Below are 19,323 nucleotides of genomic sequence, written 5' to 3' on the forward strand. Positions count from 1 at the left end.
GATGATCATGCTCCATCGGTGCTTTGCGCGCCAATTGCCGCCATAAACCGTTCCGTAATTTGCTGCGGTCGGGTGATCGCCCCGCCGACGACAACCGTATGCGCCCCCAACTCCAGACACCTGGCCGCGCGATCGGGGGTATCCACGTTACCTTCGGCAATCACGGGGATCGTGACGGCAGACAGCACCTCTTTCAAAAACGCGCAGTCATTTTCCGGTAGCGAATGGCCCGCGGTCTCTGCCGTATAACCGTAAAGGGTGGTTCCGACACAATCAAACCCCAGCGCCTGCGCGGTCACGGCCTCCTGCACGGTGGCAATATCCGCCATCAGCAGCAGCGAAGGGTAACGGGTGCGGATCTGCGCGATCAGCATGTCCAGCGATACGCCACCGGGCCGTTTCCGGGCGGTCGCATCCAGCGCAACGATGTCCGGGGCGACCGCCATCAGCTCATCCACTTCTTTGAGCGTCGCGGTGATAAACACCTCGCTATCCGGATAGTCCCGTTTGATGATGCCGATGACCGGCAGTGAGACCAGCCCTTTGATAGCCTTGATATCCACCACGCTATTGGCGCGGATCGCAGCGGCACCGCCCTGGGCTGCCGCCAGCGCCATTCGCGACATAATAAACGGGCTGTGCAGCGGTTCATTTTCCAGCGCCTGGCAGGAGACGACCAGTTTTCCTTTCAGGTTATCCAGTACAGTTTTCATTACGATAAGATCTCTTCCACTTCGTTTTTGATAAGGGTGACGTGCGGGCCATAGATGACCTGGACACCGTTGCCGCGGACGATAACGCCGCGCGCGCCGGTCGCTTTCAGTGCTGCTTCATTGACTTTGCTACCGTCTTTCACCGTGACGCGAAGACGCGTGGCGCAGCAGTCAACGTCATCCAGATTGTCTCTTCCACCCAATCCGGCGATCACCGCCGCGGCACGCTCGCTTTGCGGCATGGTAGCCTCGTCAGCCAACGCCTCCTTTTCACGGCCCGGCGTGGCAAAATCAAAACGTTTAATCAGATAGCGGAAAGTACAGTAGTAAAGGAAGAACCACGGTACGCCTACCAGCGGGACGAACATCCAGTTAGTTTTCGCTTCACCCTGCAAAATGCCGAACAGCACGAAATCAATAAACCCGCCGGAGAAAGTTTGCCCGATGGTGATATGCAGCATGTGCGCGAGCATAAACGCCAGCCCGTCAAACAGCGCATGAATGACGTACAGCACCGGCGCAATAAACAGGAATGAGAACTCGATGGGCTCGGTAATGCCCGTCAGGAAAGAGGTTAACGCCGCTGACAGCAGCAGCCCGGCTACGCGCTTCTTGTTCTCGGGTTTAGCCGTGTGGTACATCGCCAGGCAGGCGCCCAGCAGGCCAAACATCATCGTAATAAAGCGCCCGGACATGAAGCGCGACGTGCCCTCATAGAAGTGCTGGGTGTTCGGGTCCGCGAGCTGAGCAAAGAAGATCCGCTGCGTGCCCTCAACCAGGTGACCGTTAACAATTTCACTGCCGCCAAGCGCGGTGGTCCAGAACGGCAGATAAAAGATGTGGTGCAGGCCAAACGGGCCAAGCATGCGCAGGATGAAGCCGTACAGCAATGTTCCCAGATAGCCGGTGGCATCCACCAGACCGCCAAGGCCAAAGATCAGCTTCTGAAAATGCGGCCAGACCACGGTCATCAGCGCGCCGACGAGTATCGCCGCCAGTGAGCTGATAATGGGTACGAAGCGTGAGCCGCCAAAAAAGCCCAGGAATTGCGGAAGCGCGATTTTATTAAACCGATGATGCAGTGCGCAGGTCACAAGCCCAATAACGACCCCACCAAACACGCCCGTTTCAAGCGTCTGAATACCCAGCGTCATGCCCTGCCCTACGGCGCCCGGGTTCTCATACGCCAGTTTTCCGGTCAGGATCAGCAGCGCATTGATAGTGGCATTCATCACCAGATAAGCGAGTAATGCCGCCAGCCCTGCCGTACCTTTATCATTTTTTGCCAGCCCAACGGCGACCCCAACAGCAAACAGTACCGACAGGTTTGCGAACACAATCGAGCCTGCACTGCTCATGATGGTAAATATGGCCTGTAGCCAGCCAACGTCTAAAAATGGATACGCGGTAAGCGTATTCGGATTCGATAGCGCCCCGCCGATCCCCAACAACAGACCTGCTGCGGGCAGTATGGCGATAGGTAACATAAAGGATTTGCCAAAGCGCTGCGCTTTTTCAAACCATCCGCCGGAAGACGCTCCGCTGAACATTTGCATCATTTTATTATCCCCCTGGTTGTTGATGAAAATTTTTACCACATATAATTTTAATTGTGAAAATTACCACCAAAAACCAGGACGCCGATCATACTTTTTCGAAATGACTGGCATCTCTCCCCCGCTTTCCGCCACACTAGTTGGCAGAGAAACGCATTAAGGATCTAGCATGTCGGACCATGAAAACCTGCTGCTGAAGCTACGCCAGGAGGCTTCCGGGTACAGCCCAACGCAACAAAAACTGGGGGAGTTTGTTCTCAACGATCCTGCCAGGGTGCTCTACCTGACGATCACCGAGCTGGCGCGTGAAAGCGGCACCAGCGAGGCCAGCGTCACACGCCTTTGCCGCACGCTGGGCTGTAAGGGATATAACGAATTTAAAATGGCGCTTGCGCTGGACATTCAGCAGGGTTTGCCAGAGCGTCAGGCAGGAGATGCGATAGATAACGTGGTGGATGAGTCTGTCCAGGCGCTGCAAGATACCGCAAAACTCCTCGACCGGGCCCAGCTTGAACAGGCGACACTGGCCCTGCATCAGGCGCAATCAGTGCAAATTTACGGGGTGGCGGCCAGCGCGATTCTGGGGGAGTATTTGCATTACAAGCTGCTGCGACTCGGCAAACCTGCACAGCTGTTTAGCGATATGCATCGCGCCGCCATGAATGCGACGACGCTCTCAAAAGAGACGCTGGTGGTGGCCATCTCAAGTTCTGGCTCTACACGGGATCTGCTTCACGTGGTGAAACTCGCCCGCAAGCGTGGCGTTAAGGTACTGGCGCTCAGCAATACACCCCGCAGCCCGCTGGCCTCCCTGAGCGATTTACAGCTGGTTGCAGCCAAGCCCGAGGGACCGCTGAGCGCGGGTGCGCTCAATGCCAAGGTTGGCGTGATGCTGCTGGTTGAACTGCTTACCACTTCCCTTATTGCAGTAGACAGCCATTACGGTGACGTAAGCCAGCAAACGGCCAGCGCCACGCTGCCGCTTCTGCTATAGAAAACAAAAAACCCGCCGAAGCGGGTTTTTTCATAAGAACGAAAGTTCAGGCTTATGCCTGGCCTTTGATCTCTTTACGACCGTTGTAAGGTGCTTTTTCGCCCAGCGCTTCTTCGATACGAATCAGCTGGTTGTATTTAGCAACACGGTCAGAACGGCTCATAGAACCGGTTTTGATCTGGCCAGCAGCGGTACCCACAGCCAGGTCAGCGATGGTAGCGTCTTCAGTTTCGCCAGAACGGTGAGAGATAACAGCGGTGTAGCCAGCGTCTTTCGCCATTTTGATCGCAGCCAGCGTTTCGGTCAGAGAACCGATCTGGTTGAATTTGATCAGGATGGAGTTAACGATGCCTTTCTCGATGCCTTCTTTCAGGATCTTGGTGTTGGTTACGAACAGATCGTCACCAACCAGCTGGATTTTGTCGCCCAGTACTTTGGTCTGGTATGCGAAACCATCCCAGTCAGACTCGTCCAGACCGTCTTCGATAGAAACGATTGGGTACTGTTTGGTCAGGTCTTCCAGGAAGTGGGTGAACTCTTCGGAGGTGAACGCTTTGTTGCCTTCGCCAGCCAGAACGTATTTACCGTCTTTGTAGAATTCAGATGCTGCACAGTCCATCGCCAGGGTGATGTCTTTGCCCAGCTCGTAGCCTGCTGCTTTAACCGCTTCAGCGATAACAGCCAGCGCTTCTGCGTTAGAACCCAAGTTTGGCGCGTAGCCACCTTCGTCACCAACAGCAGTGTTCATACCTTTAGCTTTCAGAACTTTAGCCAGGTTGTGGAACACTTCAGAACCCATACGCACCGCTTCTTTCAGGGATTTCGCGCCAACAGGCTGAATCATGAATTCCTGAATATCAACGTTGTTGTCTGCGTGCTCACCACCGTTGATGATGTTCATCATTGGTACAGGCATGGAGTATTTGCCTGGGGTGCCGTTCAGTTCAGCGATGTGCTCGAACAGTGGCATACCTTTAGCAGCAGCAGCTGCTTTGGCGTTCGCCAGGGAAACTGCCAGGATTGCGTTCGCACCGAAGTTAGATTTGTTTTCAGTACCGTCCAGATCGATCATGATCTTGTCGATGCCAGCCTGATCTTTGGCATCTTTGCCAACGATAGCCTGAGCAATAGGACCGTTAACAGCGCCAACCGCTTTCAGTACGCCTTTGCCCATGAAACGGGATTTGTCGCCATCACGCAGTTCCAGCGCTTCGCGGGAACCTGTAGATGCGCCTGATGGAGCAGCAGCCATACCGACGAAACCACCTTCCAGATGAACTTCGGCTTCAACGGTCGGGTTACCACGGGAGTCGATGATTTCACGACCGATGACTTTAACGATTTTGGACATTAGATTTTCCTCAGTACAAGTTAAACTAAAACTCCAGACAAACAACGCGTACCAGGGGTACGCGTTGCCGTTCTAACTTTTTTTACTTCGCCTGACGCTTCTGGTACTCGCTGGCGGCTTTCACGAAGCCTGCAAACAGCGGATGCCCGTCACGCGGCGTTGAAGTAAATTCCGGGTGGAATTGGCAGGCCACGAACCACGGATGGTTTGGCACTTCGATGATCTCGACTAACTGATCATCCCCGGAACGGCCTGCAACACGCAGACCTGCAGCTTCAATTTGTTTCAACAACATGTTGTTGACTTCATAGCGGTGACGATGGCGCTCGGTAATCACCGGCTCGCCGTACAGCTTGCGAACCACGCTATCGTCTGACAGCTGGCAGGCCTGTGCGCCAAGACGCATGGTGCCACCCAGATCGCTCTTCTCGGTACGGACTTCGACGTTACCGTCTTCGTCGCGCCATTCCGTAATCAGCGCCACGACAGGGTACTTACAGTCTGGCACAAATTCCGTAGAGTTCGCGTTTTCCATTCCCGCTACGTTGCGCGCAAATTCAATCAGCGCAACCTGCATACCCAGGCAGATGCCGAGGTATGGAATATTGTTTTCACGCGCATAGCGTGCAGTGGCGATCTTGCCTTCAACACCACGGTAGCCGAAACCGCCAGGGATGAGAATCGCATCCAGATCTTTGAGAATTTCAACGCCGCGCGTTTCAACATCCTGCGAATCAATCAGCTTGATGTTCACAGAGACGCGATTCTTCAGACCACCGTGCTTCAGCGCCTCGATAACTGACTTATAGGCGTCCGGCAGTTCAATATACTTGCCGACCATACCGATAGTCACTTCGCCGCCCGGATTGGCTTCTTCGTAAATCACCTGCTCCCATTCAGACAGGTTAGCTTCCGGACAGTTCAAGCTGAATCGTTTACAAATATAATCGTCCAGACCCTGTGATTTCAACAGGCCCGGGATTTTATAAATGGAATCGACGTCTTTCATTGAAATAACGGCTTTTTCAGGCACGTTACAGAACAATGCAATTTTCGCGCGTTCGTTCGCCGGAATCGCGCGATCGGAACGGCAAACCAGGATATCAGGCTGAATACCGATGGAGAGCAGCTCTTTAACAGAGTGCTGAGTCGGTTTGGTTTTCACTTCACCTGCTGCCGCCATGTAAGGCACCAGCGTCAGGTGCATGAACAGCGCGTTCTCACGACCAATATCTACCGCCAGCTGACGAATCGCTTCGAGGAACGGCAGGGATTCGATATCCCCTACGGTACCGCCGATTTCAACCAGCACAACGTCATGCCCTTCGCCACCGGCAAGGACACGCTCTTTGATGGCGTTAGTGATGTGTGGGATGACCTGCACGGTCGCGCCCAGGTAGTCACCACGGCGCTCTTTACGCAGAACGTCAGAGTAGATACGGCCAGTCGTAAAGTTGTTACGACGGGTCATTTTGGTACGGATGAAACGCTCGTAGTGGCCAAGATCCAGATCGGTTTCAGCGCCGTCTTCAGTAACGAACACTTCCCCGTGTTGGGTTGGGCTCATGGTGCCTGGATCGACGTTGATGTACGGATCCAGTTTCATCATGGTCACATTGAGGCCACGGGCTTCAAGAATGGCTGCGAGGGAGGCTGCGGCAATGCCTTTACCCAGAGAGGATACGACCCCGCCGGTCACAAAAATATAGTTCGTTGTCATGCTGAACCTGAGAAGTTAGGGTGAAACGATGGAATAACCAGGACGGGAAAGTAGTATACCCGAACACGACGAGCGCCACAAACTTTCATTCTCCGTCTCCTTCCCAGGCCATGACAAACATAAGGAGTGAGAAAATAGCCCCTTTTGGGTAAATGTTTTTGACGCAAATCAAGCGCTTGTCATTTAAAAAATCACACAAATTGCGCTTGATCGCAAAATTTCGTTAGAGATCATGTTCCTGGCGTTTTACTTCCTGCCAGACTTCTTCCATCGCCTCGAGGTCAATGCCGCTCATTTCCAGGCCGCGCGAGGCCACAATGCGCTCAACTTCGCGGAAGCGACGTTCGAATTTGATGTTCGCTTTTTGCAGGGCGGTTTCCGCTTTTACACCGAGGTGGCGAGAAAGGTTGACGGTCGCGAACAGCAGATCGCCCATCTCCTCTTCCAGCTTTGCTTCATCCACAACGGCCTGCTGCGCTTCATGCATCACTTCGTCGATCTCTTCGTGCACTTTTTCCAGCACCGGGCCGAGAGAGGTCCAGTCAAACCCTACCGCCGAGCAGCGCTTTTGAATTTTGTGCGCGCGCATCAGCGCAGGAAGGTTCAGGGGAATGTCGTCCAGCGCCGAGTGCTGGGATTTTTCAGCGCGTTCGGCGCTTTTGATCTGCTCCCAGCGCGCCAGCACTTCCGCACTGTTGCCTGCGGAGGCATCGCCAAAGATATGCGGATGACGGCGCTCCAGCTTGTCGCTGATAGCGGCGCAGATGTCGTCAAAGTTAAAGCGCCCCTCTTCCTGCGCCATCTGTGCGTAGAACACCACCTGGAACAGCAGGTCGCCCAGCTCACCGCGCAGGTCGTCGAAATCTTCGCGCGAAATCGCATCCAGCACTTCGTAGGTCTCTTCCAGCGTGTAAGGCGCAATGGTGGCGAAAGTCAGCTCTTTATCCCACGGGCAGCCGTTTTCCGGGTCGCGCAGGCGTTTCATGATGCCAAGCAGGCGGTCGATTTGAGTCATAGTTCTGTCCTGATGTCAAAATGCCGGGTGGCAGCGTTGCCTTACCCGGCCTACAGAAGAGGATGTTCAGCCGCCGTGCAGACGACGCGCGTCAATCACATCCGGCACCTGGTTCAGTTTACCGAGCACCCGGCCCAGCACCTGCAGGTTATAGATTTCGATGGTCATATCGATGGTGGCAAGCTGCTCGCGGGTATCGCTGCGGCTGGCAACGCCCAACACGTTGACCTTCTCGTTGGCGAGAATGGTGGTGATGTCGCGCAGCAGGCCACTGCGGTCGTTGGCAGTGACGCGCACCACCAGCGAGTAGCCAGCGGAGTAGCTTTCACCCCAGACGGCTTCCACGATACGTTCCGGCGCATGCGATTGCAGCTCAGCAAGCTGATCACAGTCGGAGCGGTGAATTGAGATCCCGCGCCCCTGGGTGATAAAGCCGACAATATCGTCACCCGGTATCGGCTGGCAGCAGCGGGCAATATGGTGCATGAGGTTACCCACCCCTTCAACCACCACGCGGCCATTGTCCTTGCTGCGCTGCTGCGGAGCGTAGGTTTTCTGCTGGAGCTGTTTCAGCGCTGCCGCATCCTGCTCTGCCGCGCTTGGCTTGTTGAACTGCGCTTGCAGGAAGTTCACCATCTGGTTCAGGCGGATATCGCCGCCGCCAATCGCCGCTAACAGTTCGTCGAGCTCGTTGAAGTTGTAGCGCGGCAGCAGGAACTTCTCCGCCTCTTTCAGGTTTATCCCGATATGCTCCAGCTCGTCGTCAAGGATCTGACGACCGGCAAGGATATTCTTGTCACGATCCTGCTTGCGGAACCAGGCGTGAATTTTAGAGCGCCCGCGGCTGGTGGTCACGTAACCGAGGTTTGGATTCAGCCAGTCGCGGCTTGGGTTTGGCTGCTTCTGGGTGATGATTTCAATCTGGTCGCCCATCTGTAGCTGGTAGGTAAACGGTACGATACGTCCGCCGATCTTCGCCCCGATGCAACGGTGCCCCACGTCGCTGTGAATGTGGTAGGCGAAATCGAGCGGCGTAGAGCCTGCCGGCAGATCAACCACATCCCCTTTCGGGGTAAAGACGTAGACGCGATCGTCGAAGACCTGACTGCGCACTTCGTCGAGCATTTCGCCGGAGTCGGCCATCTCTTCCTGCCACGCAATCAGCTTACGCAGCCAGGCGATACGGTCCTCGTGTCCGGAGCGCGCGCCGCCGGAAGTGCCTTCTTTGTACTTCCAGTGCGCGGCGACGCCCAGTTCGGCGTCTTCGTGCATCTGTTTAGTACGGATCTGAATTTCCACAGTTTTGCCGCCGGGGCCAAGCACCACGGTGTGGATGGACTGATAGCCATTCGGTTTGGGGTTCGCGACGTAGTCATCGAACTCATCCGGCAGATGGCGGAAGTGAGTATGTACTATCCCCAGCGCGGCGTAGCAGTCCTGGAGACGCTCCGCCACGATACGCACGGCGCGCACGTCAAACAGCTCGTCAAAGGCGAGGTGTTTCTTCTGCATTTTGCGCCAGATGCTGTAGATGTGCTTCGGACGCCCGTAGACCTCGGCGCGCACATTCTCCTCTTTCATCGACTGGCGCAGCCCGCTGACAAATTCCTCGATATAGTGCTCGCGGTCGATGCGGCGTTCGTGCAGCAATTTTGCAATGCGTTTGTATTCCGCCGGATGCAGATAGCGGAAGCAGTAATCTTCCAGCTCCCACTTCAGTTGCCCGATACCCAGACGGTTCGCCAGCGGCGCATAGATATTCGTACACTCTTTGGCGGCCAGGACGCGCTCGTCTTCCGGCGCATCCTTCACTTCGCGCAGATGGGCAACCCGTTCGGCCAGCTTGATCACCACGCAGCGAAAATCATCCACCATCGCCAGCAGCATGCGGCGGACGTTATCCACCTGCTCGGAAGAGACAGAATCCGTTTGCGCGGCTTTCAGTTGACGGATGGCGGCCATATCACGCACGCCGTGGATGAGCGCCACGACGGACTGGCCGACGCTTTCACGCAGCACGTCTTCCGTCACCACGTTAGCATCTGCCAGTGGGAACAGCAGTGCGGCCTGTAGCGTTTCGATATCCATGTTAAGCATGGAGAGAATTTCAACCATCTCCACGCCGCGCCACAACAGCAGTTCAGCGTCCGGATGCCCCTGCGTTGTGCGTAAACAATAGGCCCAGGTTTCGGTTAAGCGTTCACACGACTGCTGGCTGGAAATCCCCAGACTTGCGATCCATTTTTGAGGGTCAAACTCACCAGCTTTATTTAAATGTGCACTTCTTACCGCAACCATCGTCCTCTCCTTTAGGGACAAGGGCCTGTCGAAGTCGACAAGCCAAACTCATTAGATGTGCTCGAACAACACCATTGATTCCAGATGTCCAGTGTGCGGGAACATGTCCAGCATTGCCAGACGCCGAATCTGGTAACCCCCGCTCAATAATGCTTCGCTGTCACGGGCCAGCGTCGCCGGGTTACAGGAAACATAGACCACGCGTTCAGGCGCGAGTTTAATTATATGCTGCATCACGCCCGGTGCACCTGCGCGCGCCGGATCGAGCAGGATCTTATCAAAGCCCTGCTTAGCCCACGGTTGCTGAGTAACATCATCCTCAAGATTTTGATGAAAGAATGTCACATTTTGCAAGCCGTTCTGTTGGGCGTTCTCCTGGCCTTTCGCCACCAGCGCCTCAACGCCTTCCACCCCGACCACGCTTGCTGCTTTGCGGGCCAGCGGCAGGGTAAAGTTACCCATACCGCAGAACAGATCGAGCACCCGATCGGTGGGCTGGACGTCAAGCCACGCCAGCGCGTTCGCCACCATCTGCTGGTTCACGCCGTCATTGACCTGGATAAAATCCCGCGGGCTGAACGTTAAGCGTAGCCCGTCTGACGCATACCAGGGCGCGTCTCCGCTAACCTGCTCAAGTATCTCGCTTTGCGGCGCGAGGAAAAGCGCAAGCTCATGAGAATGCGAAAAGCGTTCCAGTTTTTCGCGATCTGCCCTGGACAGCGGTGCGGTGTGGCGCAGCACCATCAGCGGGCCGCCGTTGGCCAGCACCAGTTCGACATGGCCCAGCGAACGCACACCATCCAGCGATGCAAGACAGTGGTGCACGGCCGGGAGCAGCGCCTCAAGTTGGGGCACCAAAACAGGGCATTGCGTGATGGAGACGATATCGCTGGAGCTGGCTTTGCGAAACCCCATCTCCAGCCGTTCAGTTTTTGGCTGGTAGCTTAGACTCAGGCGAGCGCGGCGACGGTAGCCCCACGGCTGGTCAGCAACGATGTCACTGACGTCATGTTTTAGCAGGCGGGCCAGCGCGTTGCTTTTACTTTTTTGCTGTAATTCTGTGCTGGCATGCTGTTGCTGACAGCCTCCGCAAACGCCAAAATGGGGGCAGCGAGGCGTCACGCGCTCCGGGCTATCATTAAGACGGCGCTTGACCTGGCCGCGCGCATACTGGCGTTTGTCTTCCGTCAGCGTAATATCTGCGCGTTCTCCTGGCAGCAAACCTGTGATAAACAGTGTCTTACCGTTGTGACGCGCTACCCCCTGTCCAAAAGGATCGAGGTCAGAGGCTTCAACAGTTATGATCTGACGCGTCGTCACGCGTCGTTTTGCAGAGTAGAATTGCGCCATCGCCGAGATTGTTCTCAAATAAACATAATTAGCCTGATTGTCCCATAACGGAACTCCATGACCAACTACAGCCTGCGCGCGCGCATGATGATTTTGATCCTCGCTCCTACCGTTCTCATCGGTTTGCTGCTGAGCATTTTCTTTGTGGTGCATCGCTATAACGATTTGCAGAGACAGCTTGAAGATGCCGGGGCCAGCATTATCGAACCGCTGGCCGTCTCCAGCGAGTACGGTATGAACCTGCAAAACCGTGAATCCATTGGTCAGTTAATCAGCGTGCTGCACCGCCGTCATTCAGAGATTGTGCGCGCCATTTCCGTTTACGATGAGCATAACCGTCTTTTCGTCACCTCGAATTTCCATCTGGATCCCACGTCGCTGAAAATCCCGGAAGGTACCCCTTTCCCGCGTCATCTCACGGTCCTGCGGCGCGGCGATATCATGATCCTGCGCACGCCGATTATCTCAGAAAGCTATTCACCCGACGAATCCGCCCAGTCCGATGCGAAGTCCAGCAATAATATGCTGGGATATGTGGCGCTGGAGCTGGATCTCAAGTCGGTGCGGCTCCAGCAGTACAAAGAAATATTCATCTCCGGCGTGATGATGCTGTTCTGTATCGGCATCGCGTTGATCTTCGGCTGGCGGCTGATGCGCGACGTCACGGGGCCTATCCGTAACATGGTGAATACCGTTGACCGGATCCGCCGGGGTCAGCTGGACAGCCGCGTGGAAGGCTTCATGCTCGGCGAGCTGGATATGCTGAAAAACGGCATCAACTCAATGGCGATGTCGCTGGCGGCTTATCACGAAGAGATGCAGCACAACGTTGACCAGGCCACCTCTGACCTGCGCGAAACGCTGGAGCAGATGGAGATCCAGAACGTGGAGCTGGATCTGGCGAAAAAACGCGCTCAGGAGGCGGCCCGTATTAAGTCTGAGTTCCTGGCAAACATGTCACATGAGCTGCGCACGCCGCTGAACGGGGTGATTGGCTTCACCCGTCTGACGCTCAAAAGCGAGCTCAACCCGACCCAGCGTGACCACCTGCATACCATTGAACGCTCAGCCAACAACCTGCTGACCATTATTAACGACGTACTGGACTTCTCGAAGCTGGAAGCGGGCAAGCTGATTCTGGAGAGTATCCCCTTCCCGCTGCGCAGCACACTGGATGACGTGGTCACGCTTCTCGCCCACTCCTCGCATGATAAGGGGCTGGAACTGACGCTCAATATCAAAAATGACGTACCGGATAACGTCATTGGCGACCCGCTGCGCCTGCAACAGGTCATCACCAATCTGGTGGGCAACGCGATTAAGTTCACCGAGAGCGGCAACATCGACATTCTGGTCGAAAAAAGGGCGCTCAGTAATAATAAGGTCCAGATTGAAGTTCAGATCCGGGATACCGGCATCGGCATTCCGGAGCGCGATCAGTCGCGTCTGTTCCAGGCGTTCCGCCAGGCCGATGCGAGCATTTCCCGTCGTCACGGCGGAACGGGCCTGGGTCTGGTGATCACCCAAAAGCTGGTGAAAGAGATGGGAGGCGATATCTCCTTCCACAGCCAGCCTAACCGGGGCTCGACCTTCTGGTTCCATATCAATCTTGATCTTAATCCGAACGTGCAAACCGACGGTCCGGTCACCGACTGCCTGAAAGGGATGCGTCTGGCCTATGTGGAACCGAACGCCGCCGCGGCGCAGTGTACGCTGGATGTATTAAGCAGCACGCCGCTGGAGGTGGTCTACAGCCCGACCTTCTCCGCGCTGGCGAACGATCATTACGATATTCTTTTGCTGGGGATTCCGGTGACATTTACCGGAGAACTGACCATGCAGCAGGAACGGCTGGCAAAGGCGGCCTCAATGACGGACTACCTGCTGCTGGCTCTGCCGTGCCACGCCCAAATCAACGCCGAAGAGCTTAAAAACGACGGGGCGGCGGCATGTCTGCTGAAACCCCTCACCGCCACACGGCTGTTACCTGCGTTGACCGAATATTGCCGTCTGACGCATCAGTCCCTGCCGCTGGAAAACGACGAACATAAGCTGCCGATGACGGTGATGGCCGTGGATGATAACCCGGCAAACCTTAAGCTGATTGGCGTGCTGCTTGAGGATCAGGTTCAGCACGTTGAACTGTGTACCAGCGGCGCCGAAGCCGTAGAACAAGCCAAACAGATGCAGTTTGACCTGATCCTGATGGATATTCAGATGCCGGGCATGGATGGCATCCGCGCCTGCGAATTAATTCGTCAGCTTCCGCACCAGCAGCAGACGCCGGTGATTGCCGTGACGGCGCACGCGATGGCGGGACAAAAAGAGAAACTGCTGGGTGCGGGCATGAACGATTATCTGGCGAAACCGATCGATGAAGAGAAGCTGCACAGCCTGCTGCTGCGCTACAAACCGGGGCACATTGGCGGGACGTACACCATTTCAGCTGAATCGCCGGAAATCAGCGTTAACCAGAATGCCACGTTTGACTGGCAACTGGCGCTGCGCCAGGCAGCAGGCAAAGCCGATCTGGCCCGCGATATGCTGCAAATGCTGGTGGACTTCCTGCCTGAGATCCGTAACAAGGTTGAAGAACAGCTGGTGGGCGAAAACCCTGAAGGGCTGCTGGAGGCCATCCATAAACTGCACGGTAGCTGCGGCTACAGCGGCGTGCCGCGGTTGAAAAATCTCTGCCAGTTGCTTGAACAGCAGCTCCGCGCGGGTACGCCAGAATCCGATCTTGAGCCGGAGTTTCTGGAGCTGCTGGACGAGATGGACAACGTGACGCGGGAAGCGATGAAGGTGTTGGGAAGCTAAGACAAAAGCCCGGTGGCGCTTCGCTTACCGGGCCTACAGGAGCACGAACGTTAACGCGACATCCCCTGTCCCACCTTAATCACCGCCGCAATATTCCTTGCGGCCATCTGTACATTCTGTTGCGCATTTTCCAGCGCATCCTCCAGCGAGCAGATGGTGTAAATCACGCTGAATACCGCATCCAGTCCGTGCTCGTGCACCACGCCAACATCCGTCGTCAGGCTGCCGGCAATGCCGATAACCGGTTTGTTATAGCGTTTCGCGACTCTCGCCACGCCAACGGGCACTTTGCCGTGGATCGTCTGGCTGTCGATACGCCCTTCGCCCGTGATCACCAGATCGGCGTCCGCGACCTGTTCATCGAGATGCAGGGCATCGGTGACAATCTCAATCCCCCGACGAAGCTGTGCCCCGCAAAATGCATACAGCGCCGCCCCCATTCCGCCAGCTGCTCCGCCCCCCGCCAGGTTTAAGACGTCAATGTCCAGATCCCTGGCGATAATGTTTGCGTAATGCGCAAGCGCGTTGTCCAGCGTCCTGACCATCTCCGGCGTCGCCCCTTTCTGCGGACCGAATACCGCAGAAGCGCCAGTCTCGCCAATCAGGGGGTTGGTCACATCGCAGGCCACTTCAATTCGACAGTCTGCCAGCCGCTCATCCAGCCCACTAAGATCGATCTGCGCAAGGCTTGCCAGTTCGCCGCCGCCCGGCCCAACGGGCTGTGCTTTCGCATCCAGCAGTTTTACGCCCAGCGCCTGCACCATGCCTGCGCCACCGTCATTGGTCGCGCTGCCTCCAATGCCAATAATGATATGCTTAACGCCCGCATCCAGCGCATGACGGATCAGTTCCCCGGTCCCCCACGAGGTGGTGATTAACGGGTTACGCTTTGCAGGAGCAACAAGCTCCAGACCACTCGCGGCCGCCATCTCGATAAACGCGCTTTTCCCGTCTCCGGATAACCCGAAAAACCCTTCCACGCGTTCTCCCAAAGGCCCGGTAACGGGAACATGGACAAGACGCCCATGGGTGGCTGCAACCATAGCTTCCACCGTCCCTTCGCCACCATCGGCAACCGGTAATTTGACGTACTCCGCCGAGGGGAAAATTTCGCGAAAACCGATCTCTATCGCTGTCGCCACCTCCAGCGCGCTCAAGCTTTCCTTATACGAGTCCGGAGCGATAACAATTTTCATAAGCCATCCTTACGCATGTTAGTTACGTTAAGCATACACCACGTAAGGGACCGCTCATGGGAGCGGTCCCAGTTGGCTTATCGTACCATGCACGGACGTTTATTGTCGAATGACCACTCTGGGATCAGGTACTGCATCGCCAGCGCATCATCACGTGCGCCCAGCCCGTGTTTCTGGTAAAGCTCGTGCGCTTTCATGACCTGATCCATATCCAGTTCAACGCCCAGCCCCGGCGTAGCTGGAACCTGCACCATCCCCCCCTTGATCTCAAACGGCTGTTTGGTCAGGCGCTGATTGCCCTCCTGCCAGATCCAGTGGGTGTCGATAGCGGTAATGTTGCCCGGCGCAGCAGCCGCTACGTGGGTGAACATCGCCAGCGAGATGTCGAAGTGGTTGTTGGAGTGCGAGCCCCAGGTCAGGCCGAACTCATGGCACATCTGCGCCACGCGAACCGAGCCCTGCATCGTCCAGAAGTGCGGGTCTGCCAGCGGAATATCCACCGATTGCAGCGAGAGCGTGTGCCCCATCTGGCGCCAGTCGGTCGCGATCATGTTGGTGGCGGTTGGCAGCCCGGTGGCGCGACGGAACTCCGCCATCACTTCACGTCCAGAGAACCCCTGCTCTGCGCCGCACGGATCTTCCGCGTAGGCCAGCACGCCTTTGAGCTGCTTACCGATTTTGATCGCCTCATCAAGGGACCAGGCACCGTTCGGATCCAGCGTGACGCGCGCCTGCGGGAAGCGCTTCGCCAGCGCGGCAATCGCCTCAGCTTCTTCTTCACCCGCCAGTACGCCGCCTTTCAGCTTGAAGTCATTAAAGCCATATTTTTCATACGCGGCTTCAGCCAGGCGCACCACCGCATCCGGGGTCATCGCTTCATCGTGACGCACACGATACCAGTCGCATTTTTCGTCCGGCTGGCTCTGGTACGGCAGCGGGGTGAGTTTGCGGTTGCCGATAAAGAACAGGTAGCCGAGCATTTCCACTTCGCTGCGCTGCTGGCCGTCGCCCAGCAGGGAGGCGACATTGACGCCCAGATGCTGGCCTAACAGATCCAGCATCGCGGCTTCAATGCCCGTGACCACATGGATAGTGGTACGCAGATCAAACGTTTGCAGACCACGGCCACCCGCATCACGATCGGCAAAGGTCGTACGCACGCTGGTCAGCACATTTTTGTACTCGCCCAGCGTTTTACCTACCACCAGCGGAATGGCGTCCTCCAGCGTTTTACGGATCTTCTCCCCGCCCGGGATTTCACCGACACCGGTATGCCCTGAGTTGTCCTTGATCACCACAATATTACGGGTGAAGAACGGCGCATGGGCGCCGCTCAGGTTCATCAGCATGCTGTCATGTCCCGCGACAGGAATGATCTGCATGGAGGTGACTACAGGGGTAGAAAATGTGCTCATCGTTCGATCCTTTTTCAGTGACGTCCAAATACAGGGCGCTTACGGTCAAATGTCCAGCCGGGGATAAGGTACTGCATCGGGCCTGCGTCGTTGCGCGCACCGCCCGGCAGTTTTTTATACGCTTCATGCGCCTTGTGGATCTGATCCCAGTCAAGCTCCACGCCCAGCCCCGGCGCATCCGGTACGGCAATGGTGCCGTTTTTGATTTCAAGTGGATTTTTGGTCAGGCGCGCTTCGCCTTCCTGCCAGATCCAGTGCGTATCGATGGCGGTCGGGTTACCCGGCGCCGCTGCGCCAACGTGGGTAAACATCGCCAGCGAAATGTCGAAATGGTTATTGGAGTGGCAGCCCCAGGTGAGCCCCCAGTCATCGCACAGCTGCGCCACGCGCACTGCGCCGGAAAGGGTCCAGAAGTGCGGATCAGCCAGCGGTATGTCCACCGCATTCAGCATCACCGCGTGGCCCATTTCGCGCCAGTTAGTGGCGATCATGTTGGTCGCAATCGGCAGCCCGGTAGCGCGGCGGAATTCGGCCATCACCTCGCGACCAGAAAAGCCCTGCTCGGCGCCGCAAGGATCTTCCGCGTAGGTCAGCACGTCGCCCAGTCCTTTGCACAGCGCGATAGCTTCATCCAGCCGCCAGGCGCCGTTCGGATCGACGGTGATGCGTGCCTCCGGGAAGCGTTTTTTCAACGCGCGCACGCTGTCAATCTCCTGTTCGCCCGGCAGAACGCCGCCTTTCAGCTTGAAGTCTTTAAAGCCGTAGCGATCCTGCGCCGCCTCTGCCAGGCGTACCACCGCCTCGCCAGAGAGCGCTTCCTGATGACGCAGGTGATACCACGCGTGGCTGCCCGGCGAGCGCTCCAGATACGGCAGATCGGTTTTCGTCCGGTCGCCAACGTAGAACAGATAGCCCAGCACCGTTACTGCATCACGCTGTTTGCCTGGCCCCAGCAGTTCGCAGACCGGCACATTCAGCGCCTTGCCCAGTAAATCAAGGAGAGCCGCCTCCAGCGCCGCCACCGCGTTAACGCGCAGTTCAAACGTCCAGGCGCCTTTGCCGAAGGTATCAAAATCAGCCGACTGGTTGCCCTTATGCACCCGCTGAACCACCTTGTTCAGGCGGGCGACCTCCTGCCCAACCACCTGCGGGATGGCGTCGACCAGCGTCTGGTAAATCACCTCTCCGCCAGGCGCTTCCCCGACGCCGGTATTCCCTGCGCTGTCGGTCAGCACCACGATGTTGCGGGTGAACCAGGCGTTATGCGCGCCGCCAATGTTGAGCAGCATGCTGTCCTGACCCGCCACCGGGATGACTTTCATCTCCGTCACGATCGGGCTTGATTGCGTTGTCATCATCCGCGCTCCCCAACAGGTTTCAGTTCGATTCGTTTGATGTCCCCCACCAGCACCAGGTAACTGAGTACCGCCACCAGCGCATGGACGCCTACATAAATCAGCGCACCATTGAAGGAGCCGGTGGTGCCGACGATGTAACCGATAGCGATTGGGGTGACAATGCCGGAAATGTTGCCAAACATGTTGAACAGACCGCCGCTCAGGCCGCTGATCTCTTTCGGCGCGGTATCTGCCATCACCGCCCAGCCCAGCGCGCCGATGCCTTTACCGAAGAAGGCCATCGCCATAAAGCCGATAATCATCCACTCCGCGCTGACGTAGTTACAGAACACCATGGTCATGGAGAGCAGCATGCCGAGCACGATTGGCGTTTTACGCGCAATATTCAGCGAACCGGTGCGACGCATCAGCCAGTCGGAGATGACCCCGCCGAGCACCCCGCCCACGAAGCCGCAGATGGCTGGCACAGAGGCGACAAAACCCGCCTTCAGAATCGACATCCCGCGCGCCTGCACCAGGTAAACCGGGAACCAGGTGATGAAGAAGTAGGTTAAGGCGTTAATGCAGTACTGGCCGAGATAGATACCGATCATCATCCGTGAGCCGACGAGCTGTTTGATCTGCCCCCATTTCTGGCTGAACGGAACTTTTGCTTTCTGGGTTTTCTGATCCATGTTGATCAGCGCCCCGCCTTCAGCAATGTAGTCCAGCTCTTTCTTGTTCACGCCCGGGTGCTGGTTTGGTTCGTGGATCACTTTCAGCCAGATAAAGCTGATGACGATCCCCAGCCCGCCCATGAAGAAGAAGACGTGCGACCAGCCCACTTCGTGCGTCAGCCAGCCCATAATTGGCGCGAAAATAACCGTCGCAAAGTATTGCGCCGAGTTAAAGATTGCTACCGCCGTTCCCCTCTCCTGCGCCGGGAACCAGGCGGCCACAATGCGGCTGTTGCCCGGGAAAGATGGCGCTTCCGCTAAACCCACCAGGAAGCGGAGGGTAAAGAGCGCAATGATAATGCCGAAGCCGCTGAAGATATCCACGAAGCCCTGTAACAGGGTAAACATCGACCAGATGAAAATGGACCAGAAATAGACCCGTTTTGAGCCAAAGCGGTCCAGCAGCCAGCCGCCAGGGATTTGGCCGATTACGTAGGCCCATGAAAATGCGGAGAAAACATAACCCATACCCACCGGATCAAGTCCGATGTCCTTTGCCATCTCAGAGCCGGCAATGGATAACGTGGCACGGTCGCCGTAGTTGAAAGAGGTGACGATAAACAGCATCACCACTATCCAGTATCGGGCGTTGGTGCGCTTCTCAGCGCTGCTCGCCGCGTGGCTTAATGTACTCATTGTTGCACTCCTGAAACATAGCTTTCGCCTGGTTCATTCTGTACAGCACCTGTAGGGTAATCAGAATGAGAGATTTGTGTTTGGTTTTGGTACGGCCCGAAGCCGTTTTATAGTGACGGGAAAAGTATATGAAGGAGTGACCGGTTCTCTCACCGTGCAGAAACACAACATTGACGGGCGTGGGGAAC

13 protein-coding genes are annotated in these 19,323 nt (G+C 56.4%); 2 read left to right on the top strand and 11 right to left on the bottom strand.

The genetic code is table 11. The features are described 5' to 3' along the window. Positions 1-5: 5 nt before the first annotated feature. Both IPZ49_RS00240 and IPZ49_RS00245 read right to left on the bottom strand, forming a co-directional pair. Positions 6-713, bottom strand: coding sequence for an N-acetylmannosamine-6-phosphate 2-epimerase (locus tag IPZ49_RS00240; RefSeq protein WP_023298492.1), 708 nt, complete (start codon positions 711-713; stop codon positions 6-8). After that, positions 713-2,272 carry a maltose/glucose-specific PTS transporter subunit IIC gene (locus IPZ49_RS00245; RefSeq protein ID WP_063146506.1) on the bottom strand — a complete coding sequence of 520 codons (1,560 nt, stop codon included), beginning with the start codon at positions 2,270-2,272 and terminating at the stop codon, positions 713-715. The genes IPZ49_RS00240 and IPZ49_RS00245 overlap by 1 nt, the downstream gene beginning before the upstream one ends. Before the next feature lie 166 nt (positions 2,273-2,438). On the opposite strand from IPZ49_RS00245, the gene IPZ49_RS00250 reads away from it, so the two are divergent. Further along, positions 2,439-3,263 carry a MurR/RpiR family transcriptional regulator gene (locus IPZ49_RS00250; RefSeq protein WP_015571725.1) on the top strand — a complete coding sequence of 275 codons (825 nt, stop codon included), beginning with the start codon at positions 2,439-2,441 and terminating at the stop codon, positions 3,261-3,263. 52 nt (positions 3,264-3,315) lie between these two features. Here IPZ49_RS00250 and eno read toward each other — a convergent pair whose 3' ends face one another. From eno to rlmD, 5 genes are all read right to left on the bottom strand, one after another. Beyond that, the gene (gene eno, locus IPZ49_RS00255) at positions 3,316-4,614 is read right to left on the bottom strand and encodes a phosphopyruvate hydratase (protein ID WP_022649201.1); all 1,299 of its coding nucleotides are present in this window, start codon (positions 4,612-4,614) and stop codon (positions 3,316-3,318) included. Between the two features lie 82 nt (positions 4,615-4,696). Beyond that, positions 4,697-6,334, bottom strand: coding sequence for a glutamine hydrolyzing CTP synthase (pyrG, locus tag IPZ49_RS00260; RefSeq protein ID WP_022649202.1), 1,638 nt, complete (start codon positions 6,332-6,334; stop codon positions 4,697-4,699). Positions 6,335-6,557: 223 nt separating this feature from the next. After that, positions 6,558-7,349, bottom strand: a complete 792-nt coding sequence (gene mazG / locus IPZ49_RS00265) for a nucleoside triphosphate pyrophosphohydrolase (protein WP_063146474.1) — start codon at positions 7,347-7,349, stop codon at positions 6,558-6,560. A 66-nt stretch (positions 7,350-7,415) separates the two neighbouring features. Further along, on the bottom strand, positions 7,416-9,647 hold the full coding sequence (gene relA / locus IPZ49_RS00270; RefSeq protein ID WP_022649204.1) for a GTP diphosphokinase: 2,232 nt from the start codon (positions 9,645-9,647) through the stop codon (positions 7,416-7,418). A gap of 51 nt (positions 9,648-9,698) precedes the next feature. Further along, a complete protein-coding gene (gene rlmD / locus IPZ49_RS00275; RefSeq protein WP_063146476.1) occupies positions 9,699-10,997 on the bottom strand; it encodes a 23S rRNA (uracil(1939)-C(5))-methyltransferase RlmD in 1,299 nt (432 codons plus the stop codon). Positions 10,998-11,054: 57 nt separating this feature from the next. On the opposite strand from rlmD, the gene barA reads away from it, so the two are divergent. After that, positions 11,055-13,814: a two-component sensor histidine kinase BarA gene (gene barA, locus IPZ49_RS00280; RefSeq protein WP_022649206.1), complete on the top strand. Its 2,760-nt coding sequence runs from the start codon at positions 11,055-11,057 to the stop codon at positions 13,812-13,814. A 50-nt stretch (positions 13,815-13,864) separates the two neighbouring features. On the opposite strand, the gene IPZ49_RS00285 is transcribed toward barA, so the two are convergent. From IPZ49_RS00285 to gudP, 4 genes are all read right to left on the bottom strand, one after another. Next, complete coding sequence (locus IPZ49_RS00285) at positions 13,865-15,010, bottom strand: glycerate kinase (protein ID WP_063146477.1); 1,146 nt, start codon at positions 15,008-15,010, stop codon at positions 13,865-13,867. A gap of 77 nt (positions 15,011-15,087) precedes the next feature. Continuing rightward, complete coding sequence (gene gudD / locus IPZ49_RS00290) at positions 15,088-16,425, bottom strand: glucarate dehydratase (protein ID WP_023298497.1); 1,338 nt, start codon at positions 16,423-16,425, stop codon at positions 15,088-15,090. A gap of 14 nt (positions 16,426-16,439) precedes the next feature. Next, the gene (locus IPZ49_RS00295) at positions 16,440-17,780 is read right to left on the bottom strand and encodes an enolase C-terminal domain-like protein (protein WP_063146507.1); all 1,341 of its coding nucleotides are present in this window, start codon (positions 17,778-17,780) and stop codon (positions 16,440-16,442) included. After that, positions 17,780-19,135, bottom strand: coding sequence for a galactarate/glucarate/glycerate transporter GudP (gudP, locus tag IPZ49_RS00300; protein WP_003862734.1), 1,356 nt, complete (start codon positions 19,133-19,135; stop codon positions 17,780-17,782). Before gudP ends, IPZ49_RS00295 begins: the two co-directional genes overlap by 1 nt. Positions 19,136-19,323 lie beyond the last annotated feature (188 nt).

The sequence above is a fragment of the Enterobacter cloacae complex sp. S2 genome (genome assembly GCF_015159675.1).
GTDB classification, from domain to species: Bacteria; Pseudomonadota; Gammaproteobacteria; order Enterobacterales; family Enterobacteriaceae; genus Enterobacter; species Enterobacter intestinihominis.